The 18,863-nt window shown below is 60.6% G+C and carries 12 protein-coding genes and 1 pseudogene; 3 read left to right on the top strand and 10 right to left on the bottom strand.

The window, feature by feature from the left end; genetic code table 11:
• Nucleotides 1–5,678: peroxidase family protein (locus AC0L3X_RS36250; protein WP_473317225.1), on the bottom strand; the 5,678-nt coding region annotated here is incomplete at its 3' end.
• Nucleotides 5,679–6,235: 557 nt separating this feature from the next.
• Between AC0L3X_RS36250 and AC0L3X_RS36245 the strand changes: the two are divergent.
• Nucleotides 6,236–6,490 (top strand): annotated as a pseudogene (locus AC0L3X_RS36245) (hypothetical protein); the annotation flags it as partial.
• Here AC0L3X_RS36245 and AC0L3X_RS36240 read toward each other — a convergent pair.
• The 4 genes from AC0L3X_RS36240 to AC0L3X_RS36225 form a co-directional block, all read right to left on the bottom strand.
• Complete coding sequence (locus tag AC0L3X_RS36240; protein ID WP_063981731.1) at nucleotides 6,423–6,674, bottom strand: DUF6894 family protein; 252 nt, start codon at nucleotides 6,672–6,674, stop codon at nucleotides 6,423–6,425. The pseudogene AC0L3X_RS36245 and the gene AC0L3X_RS36240 overlap by 68 nt on opposite strands.
• A gap of 69 nt (nucleotides 6,675–6,743) precedes the next feature.
• Nucleotides 6,744–7,994: a c-type cytochrome gene (locus tag AC0L3X_RS36235; protein ID WP_063981730.1), complete on the bottom strand. Its 1,251-nt coding sequence runs from the start codon at nucleotides 7,992–7,994 to the stop codon at nucleotides 6,744–6,746.
• On the bottom strand, nucleotides 7,987–9,765 hold the full coding sequence (locus AC0L3X_RS36230) for a GMC family oxidoreductase (RefSeq protein WP_063981729.1): 1,779 nt from the start codon (nucleotides 9,763–9,765) through the stop codon (nucleotides 7,987–7,989). The genes AC0L3X_RS36235 and AC0L3X_RS36230 overlap by 8 nt, the downstream gene beginning before the upstream one ends.
• A 1-nt stretch (nucleotide 9,766) precedes the next feature.
• Entirely contained in the window at nucleotides 9,767–10,516 is a 750-nt protein-coding gene (locus AC0L3X_RS36225; RefSeq protein ID WP_063981728.1) for a gluconate 2-dehydrogenase subunit 3 family protein, read from the bottom strand.
• Nucleotides 10,517–10,879: 363 nt separating this feature from the next.
• Between AC0L3X_RS36225 and AC0L3X_RS36220 the strand changes: the two genes are divergently transcribed.
• Nucleotides 10,880–11,092 (top strand): hypothetical protein, encoded by a 213-nt coding sequence (locus tag AC0L3X_RS36220; protein ID WP_473317224.1) that lies wholly within the window; start codon nucleotides 10,880–10,882, stop codon nucleotides 11,090–11,092.
• 10 nt (nucleotides 11,093–11,102) lie between these two features.
• Here AC0L3X_RS36220 and AC0L3X_RS36215 read toward each other — a convergent pair whose 3' ends face one another.
• Nucleotides 11,103–12,074 (bottom strand): MBL fold metallo-hydrolase, encoded by a 972-nt coding sequence (locus tag AC0L3X_RS36215; protein WP_063986167.1) that lies wholly within the window; start codon nucleotides 12,072–12,074, stop codon nucleotides 11,103–11,105.
• Nucleotides 12,075–12,181: 107 nt separating this feature from the next.
• Nucleotides 12,182–12,829 (bottom strand): sensor histidine kinase, encoded by a 648-nt coding sequence (locus tag AC0L3X_RS36210; protein WP_063981727.1) that lies wholly within the window; start codon nucleotides 12,827–12,829, stop codon nucleotides 12,182–12,184.
• Between the two features lie 290 nt (nucleotides 12,830–13,119).
• On the opposite strand from AC0L3X_RS36210, the gene AC0L3X_RS36205 reads away from it, so the two are divergent.
• Nucleotides 13,120–16,098, top strand: a complete 2,979-nt coding sequence (locus AC0L3X_RS36205; protein WP_187387968.1) for an ATP-binding protein — start codon at nucleotides 13,120–13,122, stop codon at nucleotides 16,096–16,098.
• Between the two features lie 414 nt (nucleotides 16,099–16,512).
• Here the strand turns inward: AC0L3X_RS36205 and AC0L3X_RS36200 are convergent, their stop codons facing one another.
• The 3 genes from AC0L3X_RS36200 to soxC are packed head-to-tail and all read right to left on the bottom strand — an operon-like array spanning nucleotide 16,513 to nucleotide 18,848.
• The gene (locus tag AC0L3X_RS36200) at nucleotides 16,513–17,037 is read right to left on the bottom strand and encodes a DUF302 domain-containing protein (RefSeq protein WP_063981725.1); all 525 of its coding nucleotides are present in this window, start codon (nucleotides 17,035–17,037) and stop codon (nucleotides 16,513–16,515) included.
• A 10-nt stretch (nucleotides 17,038–17,047) separates the two neighbouring features.
• Complete coding sequence (locus AC0L3X_RS36195) at nucleotides 17,048–17,587, bottom strand: c-type cytochrome (protein WP_084795009.1); 540 nt, start codon at nucleotides 17,585–17,587, stop codon at nucleotides 17,048–17,050.
• Nucleotides 17,574–18,848 carry a sulfite dehydrogenase gene (gene soxC, locus AC0L3X_RS36190; protein ID WP_063986166.1) on the bottom strand — a complete coding sequence of 425 codons (1,275 nt, stop codon included), beginning with the start codon at nucleotides 18,846–18,848 and terminating at the stop codon, nucleotides 17,574–17,576. Before soxC ends, AC0L3X_RS36195 begins: the two co-directional genes overlap by 14 nt.
• Nucleotides 18,849–18,863: the final 15 nt, after the last annotated feature.

Raw genomic sequence — 18,863 nt, 5'->3', positions numbered from 1 at the left:
GCGGGGGTGGGGGGGCCGGCGGGGGGGGCCGCGCTCGTTACCCCGCGGGGCGCGGGGGGGGGGGGCGGGCGGCCCCCCCCCCCCCCCCCCGTGGGGGGGCCCCCGACGGCGCCTTCGAAGTCGTCACCAGCGAGGTTCAGCCGGGCGTCGAGATCGTCGTTGCCCGCACCGCCGACCAGGAGGTCGTCGCCGAGCCCGCCGACGAGGTCGTCGTTGCCGGTGCCGCCGAAGATCAGGTCGTTGAGGCCGCCGCCAGTGATCTCGTCGTCGACGCCCTGCTCGCCCACCACGAAGTTGGCCTGAGTGTTGGTCACCGCATTCAGCGACATGTCGACGTCGCCGCCTGCCCGGTCGGCCGGATCGGAGCGGCTGATGAAGTAATCCTCCGCGCCGAGCGCATAGCCGGCGAAAGTCGCGCCGTTGAAGTTGATGCGTTCGACGCCGGTCTGCGCGTTGTTGCCGGTGAAGTGGCCTGCCACCGTGATGGACTGGGCGACGGAGCCCGTAGGCCCGGTCGGTAGGCTGTAATTGATGACCAGGTCGCCGGTCTGGGTCGCGGTGCTGCTGTCGAAGGCGTCCAACGCGGTGATCGTCGGTACCGGAAGCAGGGTCACCGGGTCGATGATGGGCTGACCGGACGCATCGACCGCGTTCGGAGCCTGGATCGAGATGCGGTCGGCGGTGCCGCCGCTGGCGGCATTGACAGCTTCGTTGATGAGGTCGTTGCCGTCGCCGAGCCCGAACGCGTAGGTGTCGTTGCCGAGACCGCCGTTGAGGGTGTCAACGCCGCCGTTGATGCCGGCTCTGACGATCGTGATCGTCAGGTTATCGACGTAGAAATTGTCACCGTTGTCCCAGTTGTTGCCGTCGCCGGTTGTCCGGAAGCGGATTCCCGAGTTCGCGCCGATCTGGGCAGCGGTCAGCGTCGCGCTGAAATTGCCGTTGCCTGTCGCGGTGGTGCTGCCGAGCGTGCCGAGAACTTCCCAGGTGCCGCTGCCGCTGTTGCGGGCCTCGACGATGACACTCTGGCCCACGCCGAGATTGTCATCCTCGTAGCTGAAGGACAGCGTTGCGGCCGTAGCCCCCGCCAGGTTCATCGAGCGTTCGATGGTTTCGCCGCCATCGACGGTCTCGTTGAAACGAAGGCGATTGCCATCGATTTCGATGTCGCCGCTCGTGGCGCTGTTGTTGTCGTTTTCCGTCCAGTTTCCGGCGAAGTTTGCAGCATTACCATCGTTGCCGGAATAGCCGCCCGAATTGAAGTTGTCGGCAATCGTTCCCGTCGCAGAACCCGGACCGCCGACCAGGATGTCGTTGCCGCCGAGACCGTTGAGCACGTCGGCTCCGGCAAGGCCGACGATGATGTCGTCGGTCGCCGAACCGTTCAGCACGGGACGGTTGTCGGACGGCGGGCCCTGCGGGGCGAGGCCATTGTCGCTGAACGGGGTGCCTACGACGATACCGAGAGTGCCGTCGGAAAACTGCAACCTCTCCATGTTGCGCAGCAGGTCGGTGCCATCGAGCGGATCGAGGCCGCCGGTGTTGGAGACCACGAGGGTGCCGTCGGCGCGCGCCGAGAACGAATAGTTGGCGCGGACGTCGGAGTAGACTGCGGTGTCGATGTCCGATGCCGCCGCGCCGTCGGAGACGATGTCGCGGACGATCTTGAGCTGGCCAGGATTGATCTGACCCGAGAACACTTTCTGGACCAGAGTCGTCATGCTGTCGTGGAACTCGAGCACGGTGTTGCCGACCGGGCCGTTCTCGTCGAAGTCGGACATCACCGCGATGCGCACCCGCAGCCATCGGTCGCCGTCGAGGATATCGTCGCCGCCGCGGCCTTCGATGAGGTCGCTGCCGGCACCGCCGAGCAGGATGTTGCCGCCGACGAAGCTGCCGTTGGCATCGAACGAGGCCGGTCCCGCGCCGGCGAGAAGCGCCTGCAGGCCCGTGATGAGGGCGATGCCCTCGGCATCCAGGGCACTGCCGCGGAAGCCTTCGGTCGGCACGAGGTCGGCGGTGACGTCGGAACCGCGGATGACGTCATTGTGGGCCGATCCGGACGCGCCTTCGACCTGGGTGAAACTGTCGAGCGCCGCGTTGCCCGGAAGCACCGGCAGACCGGGCAGGATCACCCGGTTGAGGTCGACGTCGACCGCCAGATTCATGTTGGCGTAGGTCGTCCAGTCGTAGCCGGACATGCCGTCGAACTTGCCGCGACCAAGGCTGCCGAACCAGATATCGTCGCCGCCTTCGCCAATGAATTCGTCGAAGCCGCCGTCCCCGTGGAACACGTCGTGGCCCTTGACGGCATCGAGCTGGAACTGGTCGTCGAAATTGTCGCCGACCGCGCCGGTCCAGGCGCCGATCTCGATCCAGTCGTCACCTTCGCCGCCAAGCGTCTGCTCGGTGGTCTTGCTGCCGAGAACGAAGTCGTTGCCGACCCCGCCGAAGGCCTCATCGAGACTGTCGGCGCCGAGCACGATGAAGTCATTGCCCTCGTCGGCGACGATCAGGTCGACGCCCTGGCCGGCGTTGACCGCGTCGTGGCCGCGGCCGGTGCGCATGATGTCGTCGCCGAACTGGTCGGTGATGATGTCGTCACCGTCGCCGCCGATGTACTGGTCGTTGCCGGCGCCGCCCTCCATGCGGTCGTTGCCGGCGTCGCCATAGAGGGTATCGTCACCCTCGCTGGCGATCAGCGTGTCGGCCTGGTCGGTACCGCCCAACAGGACGTGGTCGGCGCCGGTATAGCGCAGGTAGTTCGCTTCGGCTCCATCGGTCGCCGGGTTGTCGCGCAGGACCAGCGGGGTCAGGATCGTGCCACCGGTCGGATCGGCCGAATTGAGCCCCGGATTCCACTGCCGGGTCTGGTCGACTTCGAGGATGAGGCCGGGCGTGGAGAACACGTCCGAAGGCAGATGGCCGGCGTCGGCATTGAGGCCGATTACCTTGGCGAAGGTGTTGTTCTCCATCTCTGACAACAGATGCAGCCCGTCGAGCCGCTGCAGGTAGTAGAAGCGGTCGCCGTCCTGCAGCTTTTCGAGCTGAACCTCGAACACGAAGTTGAAGGTAGAGCCCAGCATGCCGCCGAACGGCATGACCTTCTCGGCGAGACCGCCGATCCAGAGATCGACGTTCTCGAGGCCGCCCAGCGAGCCGCCGGCGTAGATGCCGGTCGCGTTGAGGAAGGCTATGCGGTCGGCATTGAATGCCGCGAGCTCGGCCGGGTCGGTCGGAACGACGACGTCGCCGAAGCTGGTGCCGAAGATCAGCGCCATGGCCGCGTCGCGCTTGCCTTCGACCGTCGTCTCGCCGGTGATCAGCGTGTGCGTTCCGTAGGCGGCGACGAAGTTGATAATCGAAGCCTCGTTCTTGAGGTGGCTCGCGAAGTCGACCCAGCTCGCGTAGGGCCGCAGCTCTTCGGCGTGGCTGCTTGCCTCAAAGAAGTCGCGGCGCGCAGCGTTCAATGACGGCACGCCGGCATCGCGGCCGCGGGCCAGGTTGATGGTAGCCAGATCGAGCGGCAACCCGAGCAGATTGTTGCGCAGCGCGCTGGTGACGAACTCGTCGATCTCGTTGCCGACCTGCCGCGTCATGCCGCGGATGATGTTGCCGGCGGCGACGCTGTCCGCGACGGTGTGGCCCGAGTCGAATTCGATCGGGTTGAGGAAGGCCTCGATGAGCCCGATCTGGTCGTTAGTGAAGGTCGGGTCGAGCCGGTCGATCGTCTCGGTCAGCATTGAGTGGCCGAAGCGGTAGACCACGTGCGCGAATTCGGCGACAATGCTCGGATTGATGTCGGCGTGGTATCCGTCCGGCACGACGAAGAAGTCGATGTTGGGCTGCACCTTGCGGGCGAAGTCCTCGAAGACGAGATGTTGGTATTGCATCTCGGTGCCGAACTTGGCGGCCTGGAACAGGCGTTCGCCATCCCAGACGAGGGCGGCGATCTGAGCGGGCGTCGTCGGCAGTGCGGCGAGGTCGACGGCCAGCCATTCGTTGAGGAAGGCCAGGTCGTTCGAGGCCAGGACGATCTCTTTGGTGTGCTCGACCAGCCGGTTGTGCTCGGAGTGGAAGATGTGGTGGACCGCGGTCAGGCCGATGTTCTCGTTGGCGCGGCCGTCGCCGGCGATGAAGTGGGCGTCCAGCAGTTCGTTGTCGTAGACCGCCGGGTTGTTGCCGGGGTTGAGCAGCCCGATTTCAATGTCGCCGTCGGCGATGCCGTTCGGCACGGCGTCGTGCGCGATGTCGGCAAGGAAGGCGGCGTTGATACGGATCGCGGTGGCGACGCTGACCGGCGCCGTCGAGGTGCCGGAGATGACGATGTCGTCCGCAGTGTTCGGAATGCCGTCGGCGCCGACGCCGGTGATCACCTGGGCGAAGCCCGCGGCATTCGGAATGAAGTTGCCGTACGGGTCGGTGCGAAGCAGCGGCACCGCGCCGACGTCCTGGTCGGTCAGGAGGATGCCAAGCATCTTGGCCTGTTCCTTGACCTCGCCCCAGGTGGCCATGCCGCCCGGCTGGTCTCCGCCGCCCTCGATCAGCTGGCCGGTAGCGTGCGGGACGCCGTTGGCGTCGAGCGCGTACTGGCGCAGGAAAACCTGGTGGGAGGCATGCGACGTATAGGTCTGGTTCTGGTCGACAAACGGCGTCGTGGTGTTGACGGGACGCACGTCGTCGGCCGTCCCCATGACGCCGTCGGCGCCCGGGCTGACGGTGGCGCGGGTCAGGACCATGAAGTTGGTCGGGCTACCCGGCACGTACAGCGGATCGTCCGGCTGGAGCGGAACGAACACGGTGCCGCTGCCGCCCTTGTTGACGAGATCCAGACCGTGATCGAAGAACTGGCCGAACAGAGTGAACCAGGAGTTGAACGGGGCCGACAGGCCGACGTCCGGAGAGACGTTGACGACCTGGACGTTGTCGCCGTCCATTGTGATCCCGAACGGCTCGAGGCCCGCATCGCGGACCGCGCGCGCCACCGCCAGATCGTTGAGCATGTCGTTGTGCACCGCCGTGGCCGCCGCGAAGGCGTCGATCGCCGCCTGTTCGGCCGCGCCGGGAACGGTGGACTCGTCGCCGTCGCTCAGCTGGTTCGCCGCCGCCTTGGCGTTCTGCATCACCACGCGGGCCTGATACTCGGCGTCGAGCGCGGGTTTGAAGGCGTTGTAGATATCTTGCACGAGAGCGACGTTAGCCAGCGTGGCCTCGACGATCCCGCCGGACTGCAGGCCCTTCATGATCGCCGCCGGGTTCGCGAGCGTCTGATCGACGATCAGGTTAGAGATGGTGCGCAGGCTCGAATCGAACACCATCGAACCCGGGTTGTTGGACGGCGCGTAAGACGTCGGCACGGCGGGCGCGCCCGGCGGCAGGAAATTGCCCGGTACGTTTTCCGCGGGCCTGAAGGTCGGATCCAGCAGTTCGGGGAACGGCATGTCCGCGGCGCCCCACTTCTCCTGGCCGGGCAGCAGGTTGTTGTTCTGTCCGTCGACGGTACGAAGACCGATGCTGAGGTTGTAGGATGGGACCGAGCCGACCTGGCCGGCCAGACCGGCTCCGTAGAGCGGCGCGGCGTTCGGGTCGAGCGGATTGACGATATAGGCGGCGTGCTTCTCCGCGACCTTGATCTGCGCGAGAATGAAATCCAGATCGCTCCTGATGTACGCAACCATGGCGGCCTCACCTGTTGTGGCGCACGGTCCGCCGCGGCGGCCGAGCCGTTGAAATTTTTGCGAGCCGTCCGCGTCGGATGGCTCCTATGGGCTCAGGTTAGATTTTTCTGTGAACAACGGGACAGGGTACAAGGTCCAACGAACTCGTGGGACCGAGGTCTGGCGCTTCGGCCGACCATGGTCGTAGGACCTTGGTCCGATCGGCGGACGACCATCCTCGCTTCGCCAGCGCCTCGGCGCGGCGGGTGAAGCGGTGTTTTCCGGATGTTTTCGGGAGACTTGGCCGCGCCCGATCGGAGAAGCCGTCACATCGATCGGGCATCATGGCGTGCGGAACATGCAATGCTGGGCCGAGGACTGCCGGAGCACCGCATCGCAAGCGTCAAGAGCGCTCCAGGCCGGCGACGTCTTCGCGTCGTGTCAATCGTGAGGACCCGGAAGTTCGCTGATCCTAACATCGGCCCTTCTAACCCGCAGATCGGTGCTGATCCGCCAACAGGGCATCGATGTATATGGGAGTTTCCGGCTCCTGAAGGCGATGACTCTGTCCCAGCCCGACGCGTACGGGCATGACGGAAGACATGATGGATGACAAGAAGCTGCTGGCGAAGTTCGCCGAGCGGATCCCGTTAGGCCGCGTGTGCGAACCCGAGGAAGTCGCCGCGGTAATCGCGTTCTCTGGCGACGTCGTTCACCTTTCGGTGAAGCGGTACTGTCGCCCATCGTGTTGCGCGCATGCTGACCTCAATGCCGTTTGCCGAGCACGAGGACGAAAGGGACGACGAAGAGCCCAACGCCCTGGTCGTCGCTGACATGCAGCACCCAGTGACGCCAATCCTCGAGGCTGCGCTCGTTGGTGAAGGATCGCACGAGCGGGGTCGCATGAACGCGCACCTCAGCGAGATCGTTCACCACGGCGCCGTGGTGATCGAGGAACACTTTCTTCGCGTTGGAGCGGGACGCGTGAAAGAAACGTGGTGCGAGCTCGAACTGCATGATCAGGCCAGAACCAGCACGGACTCCGCCTACCACTTTAATAGGCCGGCGAATCCGAGATCGGTCAGCTCAATCGTTGCGCGACGCCGTGTCGGACCGAACGCGCGTCACGTCCTTTGCGTCGATCGGGGCAGTCGCCGCCCCCCAACTGTTTCTGATATAGCTGAGGACCGCCGCGATCTCGCGGTCATCGAGCTGCCATCCGTAGGAGGGCATCCCGGGCGCCGTCGGCTCGGCCATCGTACCTACACTTCGCGCACCGCGGAGCACGATTCGGATTGCCGTTGTGGGATCATTCGAGCGCACCATCGTGGACTCTGCGAGGGCGGGAAATAGGTGGGGAACGCCCTTGCCTTCGATCCCGTGGCAGGCGGAGCATTGGTCCCGGTAGATCGCGCCTCCGGCCGCCATCACGTTCGCACCCACCGGGGCAAGCCTCGCCTCATCCTTGTTGCCCGGCAATGATTTCAGATACGTCGCAATAGCCTTCGTATCCTCATCCTTCATCCTGGACGTCGACAGCTCGACGGCCTCCGCCATCGGCCCTGTCGCAGCGGTAGCGCGATTGTGCCCCGTCTTGAGGTAGAGCGCGACATCGTCTGCCGTCCAACTGCCCAGTCCTGTCCGCCGGTTGTTGGTGATGTCAGGCGCCGACCAGCCCTGGAGATTTGCTCCCTGCAGATATTGATCGGTTCGATCGCCTCCGAGCAGCGTCTTCGGCGTGTGACAGGCTCCGCAATGCGCCGGCCCGTCGACGATGAACTTGCCGCGATTCCATTCGGCGGATTTGGTCGGTTCCGGCTTGTATTCACCTGCCGTGAAGTAGAGCGCGTTCCACACGATCATCGTTGAGCGGATATTGAATGGAAACGGAAGCGTATCCGCGTTGCGCGAATTTCGGACCGGCTCCAGCGAAGTCAGATAGGCCCGGATTGCCATCACATCGTCACGCGACATCCGGGTGTACGCATTGTAAGGCATGGCCGGATAGAGATGCGCGCCGGTTCGTCCGATACCCTTTCTCACCGCGGCATCGAATTGATCGTCGCTCCAGGCTCCAATGCCCGTTTCCAGATCGGGCGTGACATTGGGCGATATGATCTTGCCGAACGGCGTTTCGATCGGCCGCCCACCCGAAAACGGCTTGCCGCCGGGAACGGTATGGCAGCCGGCACAGTCCGACAGGATCGACAGATAGCGCCCGCGTTCGATCTGGGTGAACTCTTGCATGTTTGCGGAGCCGGCATGCGCGCGGCCAGCCAGCGACGCCGAAACGAGCACCGCGCAAACGAGCGTGCATACGCGAGGAATCCTACGCATCGACCAGCCTTCCGGGATTCTTGAGGTACTGGTTCCGGATCGCGGCCGCCGACCAATAAGCGAGCGCGCCGACCGTGAGCGTCGGGTTGTAGCCGGCGTTCTGCGGAAAGGCGCTTGCCCCCATCACGAACAGATTCGGGACATCCCAGCTCTGCAGATATTTGTTGAGGACGCTTGTCTTGGGATCGGCCCCCATGATCGCACCGCCGTTGAGATGCGTCGTCTGGTAGGTCGTTATGTCGTATGGCGCGGTTCGATACTGCACGGCGAGCTTTTCAGCGCCCATCGCCTTGATGATCTCGGCGAACTTGTCGGTGAGAAACTTGTTTTGCTTGATCTCGTTCTCCTTGAGATCCATCGTGATCCGCATCAGCGGACGCCCGAACCGGTCCTTATAGGTGGGGTCGAGATCCAGGTAGATGTCGCGGTAGGCGTAGAAGCTGCCATGCACACCGGTGCCGGGCTTGACCGTGCTGAGATAATTGTCCTTCACCGCCTTCTTCCAGTCGGCGCCCCATGCCGGCGTTCCCGGCGGCACCAGGGTGCTTTCGATCGGACGAGCACCTGTCTGCACCTGGCCGACATAGCCGCCGCCGACGAAACCATGCGGCCCGTGATCGAAATTGTCGCCGTTGAACTCGTCGATACACATCCCGATCGAACCCGATGCGATGAACGGGTTGAAGTTGAACTTCTTGTTGTCGAAGAAGCCATTGACCGACGAGATCGTCTGGTGGGTGTAGTTTCGGCCGACGACCCCAGTGTTGGTGACGGGGTCGTAGGGCTGCCCGATTTGCGAATGCAGAAGAAGCTGCACGTTGAACATCGTGTAAGCCGACAGGATCACGAGGTCGGCCTGCTGCTCCCATTCTTCGCCGCTCGAGTCCACGAATGTCACGCCGGTAGCGCGCTTGCCTGAACGATCGACATTGATCCTAACAACCTCTGAATTGTCGCGGAGGCTGAAGTTCGATTTTCGAATGAGATGCGGCAGGATGGTTGTTTGCGGGCTGGCCTTGGAATAATTGCCGCAGCCAAACCACTCGCAGAAGCCACAATAGGTGCAGGGGCCAAGGCGCATGCCCAGCGGGTTCGTATAGGCTTGCGAGAGATTGCCCGAAGGCTGCGGGAACGGCTTGTAGCCGAGCTCGCGCGCGGCTTTCCCGAACAGCGTATGGCTGAACGGCTGGGCCTGCGCCGGGGTCGGATAAGGACGGGACCGCGGCCCTTCGAACGGATTGCCGCCGTCCATGATCTTGCCGCTCAGATTTCCGGCCGTCCCCGACGTGCCGCACAGATATTCAAAGCGATCGTAATGCGGCTCGAGCTCGTCATAGGTCACGCCCCAATCCTGGATCGTCATATCCGGGGGCAGGAACGCCGCGCCATAGCGTTCGGTCAGATGTGTCTTCAGCACGAAATCCGACGGGAGAAACCGCCACATTTCGGCATTCCAGTGCACGCCCCCGCCGCCGACGCCGTTCGGCGGCATGAACGCGCCCCAGCTCCGGATCGGCAGCGCCGTCTGGTCCATCTTATTGCGGAACGTGAACGTCAGCTGGTCCGGACGCAGGAACAGCTCGTGCCGGATGCGATAACGAAGTTCGTCCTGCATGTAGCCCGGCGGAAAATCCGTCGGCGCGTCGCGCCATGGACCGCGCTCGAAAGCGATGACCTCGAGCCCCTCGTCGGTCAGCTCATTAGCCATGATCGCGCCGGTCCAGCCGAAACCGACGATGACGACGTCTTTCCTGGGAAGCCTTCGGGACATGCTACGACCTCGTCCATTGCGCGTTGCCGGTCATGCCAACCGGCGGCAGCGGAAAGCGCTCGTTGTGGCGGTTCACCCAATCGAGATAGTTGTAGCGCGCGCCCGGATAGCCGATCATCTTCCACGCGACCATGTCGCGGTTCCCGCCATAGATCGGGTCCGCGAAAAATCCCATCTGCGCGTCCTTGACGAGTTGCGTGAAGAACGCCTTGCCGTCGACGCCGTCGAGCTTGAGCTCGCCCTTCTCGACCGCCTTCAGAAGCGCGATCCTGTCGTCGCCGGAGAGCTCGGCGAAGGGCTTTCCACCACTGTGCTGCTTGCACGCACGATCGAATGCAGCGAGACCGTCCCGATAATCCTGTGCCGGACCGTTCGCCGACTGATGGCCCTGATTCTTCAGGCCGGGCTGAAACGGTGGGCGCACATACAATCCCTCCTGCCGGCCGTAAGGCCCAGCCAGCTGCCGGTCGATGAACACGGCGGAGCCGGCATCCTTGCCGCCCGGCGTCTCCGGATCCGGCGGGATGATGCAATCAACGAGTGCCTCCATGGCTCTGCCTTCTTCGCCGTTGAAGAACTCCCACGGCCCAAGCTTGATTGGCGGCGGCGGATTTCCTGCATTGGGAACCCAGGGCAACCTCCCCGCGATCGTGGCCGCTTTGACGGTCGTCGCGCTGAACAGCAGCATGGCCGTTCCGGCAAGGAACTCCCTGCGCCGCAGGGCGATTGTTGCGGGCTTCGCCTGTCTCATTTGTTCTTCCTTATCGGTCGACTACGCTGTCAATGACAGTTCGGAGACGGCCAATCGCCCGCGAACACCATTTTGCGCGAGCAACGCAACCGTCATTCGGCCAAAACCCGAACGGAAGTGAAACGCCGTATGTCGCTTATGACCCGCATCCATCGCTCATGATCGACAGCAATTATCCGTGAATACCCGCGATCTCACGAGCGGTGCTCCCGAATTCTACAGTGGTCCATCGATCGCGTATTCCACGAAGCGCATGATATTCCGAAAAGACACGATGCCCGACCGCAGAGGGTACAGAGGTTACCGCAAACCAATCCCGAAAATGACTGCCCTGCCCGGCTCGCTTGCGCGTCGGCCACACCAATGCATGAAGGCGTGTCGCTGGAAGTTGTCGCCTCCGGTATGCGCACAGAAAACGACGTTGAAGTCGGATGGTTCGATGTCCGTCTTGGGCCACTAGCGAAGGGCGCAAGCGCTTCGAATTTGCACGAACTGATAGATCGCAAATCGCTGATTGACCCACATCTCGGTGATGGTGCGCTCAATGCGCGCGTTATAGGCGGCGGAGGTTCATGATAGACCACGCTCATACGCCCTCGTAGACCAACTTGGTGAAGTAGCCTCCATCGACGACGAAGTTGCCGAATCTGTCATCAAAGGCCGCGGTCGGCCTCGCGGCAACGGTCTCGTCGCGAGATAATCCTCGCTCTTTTAGAGTTGCAACGCTATCTCTAACAACTACGAGCATCTCGCGGAACTCCTTCAACTCGGATCGATTGCCGATAGGCTTTCCGTGGCCGGGGACGATGATCGTTGCGTCTGTGGTTGCTGTCAGGTTGGCATCAGATGCAGCAATCATTCCGTCGATGCTGCCTCCCGTCGAGTAGTCGATGAACGGATAGACTCCGTTCCAGAACGTGTCGCCGACATGAACAATATCCGCCTCGGCAAACGTAACGGCGATATCACTGTCAGTGTGTGCGGAAGCGTACCGCCATAAGTGGAGATTTGATGCGTTGAATTGAAGATCGTACTCTTCCGTGAAGACTTCGCTGGGCATTCCATCCAGAGATGGGGGCAGAAAATTGTAGTCCCAGTCTTCCACTCGCTGCACCTTTGAGAGATATTCTCGGGTCTTTTCATGCGCGATGATCTTCGCACCGGTCGAATGCAACCAGGTATTTCCATCGGAATGATCAAAATGCCAATGCGTGTTTATGACATGTGTGACGGCTCCGGGACCCAACTCTTCAAGAGCCCTGGCAAGGCGCGGTCGCGAGATTCCAATACCAGCGTCAACGAGCACCTTGCCGTCTGCCCCCGCGAGAACCGCAATGTTCCCTCCCGAACCTTCAAGCACGCTGATATTGTTACGCAACTTGTGGGTAACGATCGGTGAGACCGCGGCGGCATCTTTGATAGCGCTTACGAGTCCGCGTGCTTCGGCAAATGCCTCACTCGGCGAAAGCCAACGACTAGCGGTCGAAAGCGCCGCGCCCGCGACACAGCAGGAGCAAAAACGTCGCCTGGAGAACACTTGCGATGGAGTGATTGTCATGATTTGCCTCCAATGCTCCACATGGAGCCCATAAACGGCCGAACCGTCCGTGCGGCTCAACGGATTGGAGCGACCCTAATCCCTCACTGACACCAGATCATTTGAGCTCACGTCGGTGTCTGAAGTAGGCACACCGTCTCAAGCGGAAGATCAAGGATAGCTTCAGCACCAGCCTCGCCAAGATTGAAGGCAAATGTCGCACCGAGGGCCTCCGCAAGTCCGCTAATAATTCGCATGCCGCCTCCATTCCTTGGCTGCGCCATCGAACCAGATCCATTGTCCAACACTCGACACACCACGGACTCTTGTGACACCAGACAATCAACCCGAATCACGCCACCTCGCTGATCAAACGCGTGGCGAGCGGAGTTCGTAATGAGCTCTGAAATTATCAATCCCATCAACCACGCGCGTTCGGCAGACAATCGGAATGGCTGATCGACAAGAATTAGCTCAATGCCCGCATTTACGAGCTTGGAGCAAGTTATCGAGAGGCACAGCTCGCGCAGATATTTCGAGGCATCGACAAGATCGCTTTGCGTTGGCATCTGCAGCGCGTGATGAACCCGCGCGTAGGCGTGCAATTGTTCCAGTACATTTGCCAGTGCAGTCTTCACATCGTCGTTTGACGATCTAGCCGCGGTCGAGGATACGACCTGAATCGCCGACGCAAACTCGTTGTTAATTCTATGAGTAAACTCGTGCAGAAGCAGTTGCTCTGAGAATTGGATCTTGGGCCGCGCTATGGTGTTCAAGAGATGCTCCGCCGTCTTGTATGAGCCATATGACAAGGATTGAGACCTCGCTCCGTATTCTGCGACGCTTTCGCGGTATCATCTTTCGAATTCGGACTGTGTTTTGAGATCGAACGCAAAGTGGCATGCTCCGCGGACGGCATAGAGCCACCCGGCCACACCTTAGAGTTGCTTGGCTCGACGCTAAAGAGTTGCTTGGATCGACGCTGACCGCCCGGTCGTTACAACCGTATCGAAATGTCCTTGCACGGCTTTTCGGGCAGAGGCCTTGCCTGCGGCAATAAACTAACTTGATTTCGGACCAGCATAAATCGAGGATTGTTTCCAGCAGCCGGCTCCCCCTACAAAAAGCCTTAGGCTCTACAATGCCCGGCCTACCCATTGATCGCGGTCAACACGAAGGTCGACATGAATCGAGCGAGACGCACGATCAAGTCGTTTCGTTTGGACCGTTCCGGCTGTTCGCCGCGAGACGGTTCCTCGAACGTGACGGCACACCGGTTCGTCTGAGTAGTCGAGCCCTCGACATCCTTGTCGTTCTGGTCGCAGAAGCTGGCAAGGTAGTCAGCAAGAGTGACCTGATCGCGCGAGCCTGGCCTGGGATCACCGTCGACGAGGCCAATATTCGCGTCCAGGTCGCCGCGCTTCGGAAGGCACTCGGCGACGGAGCCACGAGTGCGAGCTATATCAGTACAATTCCCGGGACGGGTTATTGCTTCGTCGCGCCGATTTTTCGCGCGGGGGTCCCAGCATCGACCAATCAGGCGTTTGATCCGGACTACAATCTTCCGCCTAAGGTTACGCGGATTTTCGGACGTGATCAAACGGTCGGGGAAATCGTTATCCGGTTGAAGACCGAGCGCTTTCTCACGATCGTGGGACCGGGCGGCATTGGGAAGACCACGGTGGCTGTCTCAGTCGGTCACGAGCTGAACAACGAGTTTGGCGGCGCCGTATATCTTTTCGATCTTGGACTGCTGAGTGATCCGCTTCTCATACCTGGCACTATTGCCGTGACGCTTGGTATTCCGCTTCAGTCCGCGGATCTCACTACTGCCTTGATTAACCATCTCCGGGACAAACGAACGCTTTTGATCTTTGACAGCTGTGAGCACGTAATAGAAACCGTGGCGACGCTAGCTGAGCGAATATTCGCGAACGCACCGCAAGTGCACATATTGGCGACCAGCAGGGAATCCTTGCGGGTCGAAGGCGAACATATTCATCGGCTACCGCCGCTCGCCAGTCCACCCGATAACGTACGCCTCACCGCTACGCAGGTACTCGATTTCCCCGCCGTGCAGCTATTTATGGAACGCGCTATCGCTGGCGGACGACGACAACTCACGCTGACCGATACTGATGTTCCCATAATCGGGGAAATTTGCCGTCGGCTAGACGGAATCGCCCTCGCCATTCAACTCGCCGCTGCCCGTGCCAACGCCTATGGGATGGAGGGCACCTTGTCACTCTTGAAGGATCGGTTCGAGCTAACATGGGAGGGACGGCGTACGGCGCGCCCACGTCATCACACACTGAGAGCAACGCTCGACTGGAGTTATGATTTACTGCCGCAGGAAGAACGCTTGGTTCTTCGCAGGCTTTCCGTTTTTGTCGGCACCTTCACACTTGAGGCAGCGTGCGCAGTTGCAGCAGATGAAGATCTTGATGACATACGTGTCGCGGCGGCCACCGCCGCTCTGGTTGGAAAATCCCTTGTTGAGGTCGACAAAGGGGGGACAAAACGGCGGTACCGACTACTTGATACCACCCGCACCTATGCTGCAATCAAATTGGGAGAAAGCGGGGAGCTCGACCCGACGAAGCAGCGTCACGCGATCCATTATCGAGAAGTCCTTGAACGCCACGATTCCAGCTCGCTCACAATGTCTCGAGACTTGAGCCTGCGATCAGAAGTGCTCGGTAACGCGCGCGGCGCACTCGATTGGAGCCTATCGTCCGCGAACCACACCGAAGTCGGAGTTTCTCTGGCGGCCTTAGTCGCACCTTTCCTGTCTGAGCTTTCGTTATTGGCCGAATGTCATCGCCTAACGAGGCGAGCGCTGGGAGTAATCGGCGAACCTGATCGCGCCACGCGACGAGAGATGGAATTGCAGGCGTCGCTGGGATCATCGTTGATGCTTACGGAAGGCTACCGCGAGGATGCGCGGATCGCTCTGATGAGAGCACTGGATTTGGCCGAGGTCCTTGGCGATCCGTACTTCCAAATGCGGATGCTTCGCTCCCTTCACAACTTCCACATTGCAATTGGGGATTTCCGCAAGTCATTTGAACTTGCGCAACGCAATGAGGAGGTCGCCCGAAAAACGAACGATCCAGCCCCCATTGCTGTAGCGAATTGGATGCTCGGGCTTTCGAACTATTTCGCCGGCAACCAGCTTTCTGCCGAGAGAAGTTGCGAGAGCCTTCTCGCCGATCCCAGCGTTCCTCGCAACCAGTCGAGTAATTTTGGCTTCGATAGTCATACGGAGACGCGCGTTCGGTGTGCGTTGGCCGCAATTCGGTGGTTTAGGGGATTCCCCGACCAGGCCGTCAAGATGGCGCTGGAGACAATCCACGATCGCACGGATATAGAGCATCCCGTCACATTGAGCACCGGCCTGGTCTTTTCTGGTTTCATGTTCGTTCGCATCGGAAATGTCCCCGTGGCGCGCGGCGTGATCGAGCGACTTATCGCTCATTGCGAAAGGCATTCACTCGGTCCCCACCGTGCAGTTGGTATCGGCTTGAAAGGTGTGTTGGATATTCACCATGGCGACGCAGAGGAAGGCGTCGAGATGTTGGGTGGCGCAATCAGCGCACTGCAAGCTGACCGGTACGAACTGCATCATCCGGCATTACTTGGCAGCTTGGCCGAAGGCCTCGCTAAGCTCGGGCGGAGTGACGACGCATCAGCGACCATCGACGATGCAATCGCCCGAGTTGAAGACAACGGCCAAGCATTCATATTGCCAGAGCTGCTGCGTATCAAAGGCGTCATTTTAGCGTCGGCAGATCAAGAGGATTTAGCGGGCGCGGAACGGCTATTTCAGAGATCGTTGAAATTGGCCGACGTGCAACATGCTCTTTCTTGGGAATTGCGAACCGCGATGAGCTTTGCCGAACTGTGGATACACCAAGGTCGTCAATCAGACGGCTGCAGTCTATTGGCTGCTGTGTTCAACCGATTCACGGAAGGATTCGATAGCTCCGATCTCAAGGCCGCAAAGGCGTTGCTCGGCAAGTTAAGGGCGACTCCGGGCCTTTGATCGACAAAGGTGAATTCAATCGAACGTACCTGAAAGGCGCCCGATGGCATTGGCCGTGGGGCGGGTCTGGGGAGGAAATGCCCACCGGCGGGCCTCGGGACGGCGCGAGCGCCGAATATCAGTCATAAACGCAAGCCGATGGTTGAGAGGTTGATCTTTCAAGGCCTCCCGAAACGACTAAGAGTTTGAAAGGATACGTAGCCATTCGAGCGAACCAGCCACAGCGTGGCAATTTGCAAACGTGAGACACTTGATTCATCCACCGGTGCCCCGGGCGCGGGAAGTCACCTACCCGCTGGCCGAAAAATTTCGCCCGCGGCTCTCGAGGCAATGCCTCTCCATAAGATCGCCGCATCGTTCCTGATGACGCTTGAACGTCCGGGTGGGCCTCGCCGCTGATCAGAGTTCGACCGCTCAGTTCGGTGCCACTCTGGCTGTGGTGGCTGTGGAAGCCACTGCGTCAAGCGCGATCAACATAGCGTGGATGGCCGCCTTCGATTTGGTCTCTGCCTTGTGTCGCTTGGCGAGCCAAATCAGATCATTGTATGAGATCCAGGTCGCCCCCGCTTCGTCCTGCCAGATAAGAGCCTTGAGCGGCAAGTCTATGCCGATAGTCTGCACCGTTTGCATTAGGGGCGTCCCCCCCTTGGCGCTGCCAAAGATCAAAAGGTTTGTCGGGCGCAACTTCATGCCGGCAGCGGCAGCCGCAGCCGCATGGTCAATTCGGGCAAACACCGTCATGCCCGTGGCTTTGATCGCGGCCTCGAGCCGCTCCATCGTTTCCTCTGGGCCGTAGTTGCTCTTGATCGAAATCAATCCCTCTATAGACATCGCCTTTACTCCTTCAAATCCGAACAAGCAGATGGCAACGACCACACCAATAATCGAACCTCGGCTCGACGCATGCGCATCGGAGGCAGTCGTTGTCGCTTCCTTCATGACGTCCAGCTCAGTTATGGTGGCTCTGCGGGTAGTCGAATTCCGGTACCGGAACAAATCCGTTGCGATTCGGCATTTGAACTTTAGGCAGGCTCTGCTTGTCCAACTTCCCATCCATGGGTAATATCCCGTTCAGGCTAAGCAGGTAGGCAGCGACGGCATAGGTGTCGTCGACACCTAGCGAACCGGGTGCCTGGTAAGGCATGGCCCGGTGAATGTAATCAAACAACGTTGTGGCATAGGGCCAGAAGCTGCCGACGGTCTTGATGGGATTTTCGGAAGCGAGCGTGCCCTGACCACCAACCAAGCGATCCTTGATGCCATCTTGGCCGCGCGTGCCGTGACAGCCTGAGCAGTTGTCTTCGAATATCGCTTTACCCTGCGCCACCGTGCCACTGCCTTCTGGCAGGCCCTTGCCGTCCGGCCTCACGTCGATGTCCCATAGTTCGATCTCATCAGGCCTAGCAGGACGCCCGAATTCTTCGGCCAGCACCGGTGTCACCAAGCAGCTGGCAAGGGCAATTCGCAAGAAGAGCTTATGCAAGAACATTGCGGACTCTCCCTGCTGCGTCGATGCTCCAGGTCTGCTGCGCATTGTAGTGAAAGAGCGCGTTTGTTCCCATGAGTGCGATAAGTGCAGCGCGATCTGGTTGAACGTTGCCCTTATCGTCGGTAGAACGACTTACGATCTTTGTGCTTCGGCCATCCCAGATCCAGCTCATCTGAAATCGGGTCTGGGTTTTTGGAAGTACTGGATGACTCAACTCGGCTTGCTTCCAGCTCTTCGCGCCGTCGGTGCTGATCTCGACCTTCTCGACCTTGCCATGACCGCTCCAGGCCAAGCCTGTGATGCGATTGTATCCAGGCTCTATCACCATCGTTCCGGATGGCGAGGTGATAACAGAGTTGGTCTCCATCCTGAGCTGGAACTGGGCCGCCTTTCCGTCTGCCAGAAGCTGCGTATAGCGAGCGGTTTCCCAGCGGGTCATCCAGGGTTGATCGCCGAACTTCAGACGCCGAAGCCATTTGATGTTTAGATTTCCCTCGAACCCGGGCATGATAAGTCTGATCGGGAAACCGTGAGCAGGCCTGAGCGGCTCGCCATTCTGACCGTAGGCAACGAAAGCCTCGTCCATGATCTCGTCCGTGAGTGGAATGCTACGCGCAACGCCCGCGGCATCGCCACCCTCGGCAAGCATCCACGTGGCCCCGGAGTTCTTGCCGACCAATTGGATCAGGAACTTTAATGGCACTCCGGTCCATTCATTCGTACTGACGAGGCCATGGGTATTCTGCACGGTGAGGTTCTCGTCCGCGTTTTTCCAGTTCTCCCACCCGTTACCGGTGCATTCGATAAAGGCCATCCGCGAAATCGACGGCATCGCCTTGAGATCGTTCAATGTTAAAACCAGTTGCTTCTGCGTCATGCCATGCAGCAGAAGACGGTGTTTGGCGGGGTCGAGTTCGGGTACACCCGCATGGCTGCGCTCGTAGTGAAGGTCCGACGGCGTGATCGCGCCGACCAGTTTGTCCAGGGGCGTTTTCGAATTGATCGCGTCGCCGGGGTCGACGTGGCGTCGTCCTGGCCCCGCCTCGGGAATCCGCTCGATATGAACGTACTTTGATCGCTCGCTGTGGCCGCTGAGATCGGAGCCAACTTCCCGCGGCGGCACATCGGCCAACGAGTCAGCCATTGCTCTCCCTGCGACGACACTCCCCGCGATCCCAGCGGAAGCGCCTGTCAAGAATCTTCGACGCGACACTGCGTCTTCGGCGGCCTCACTTGGGAAGTTCTCAAATGCCGGCCTCATGCCGATTTCTCCTAT

It is taken from the genome of Bradyrhizobium sp. MI1.7, from assembly GCF_055811795.1.
Note: the sequence above shows the minus strand (reverse complement) of the source record. Positions and strands in the feature narration are given on the sequence as shown.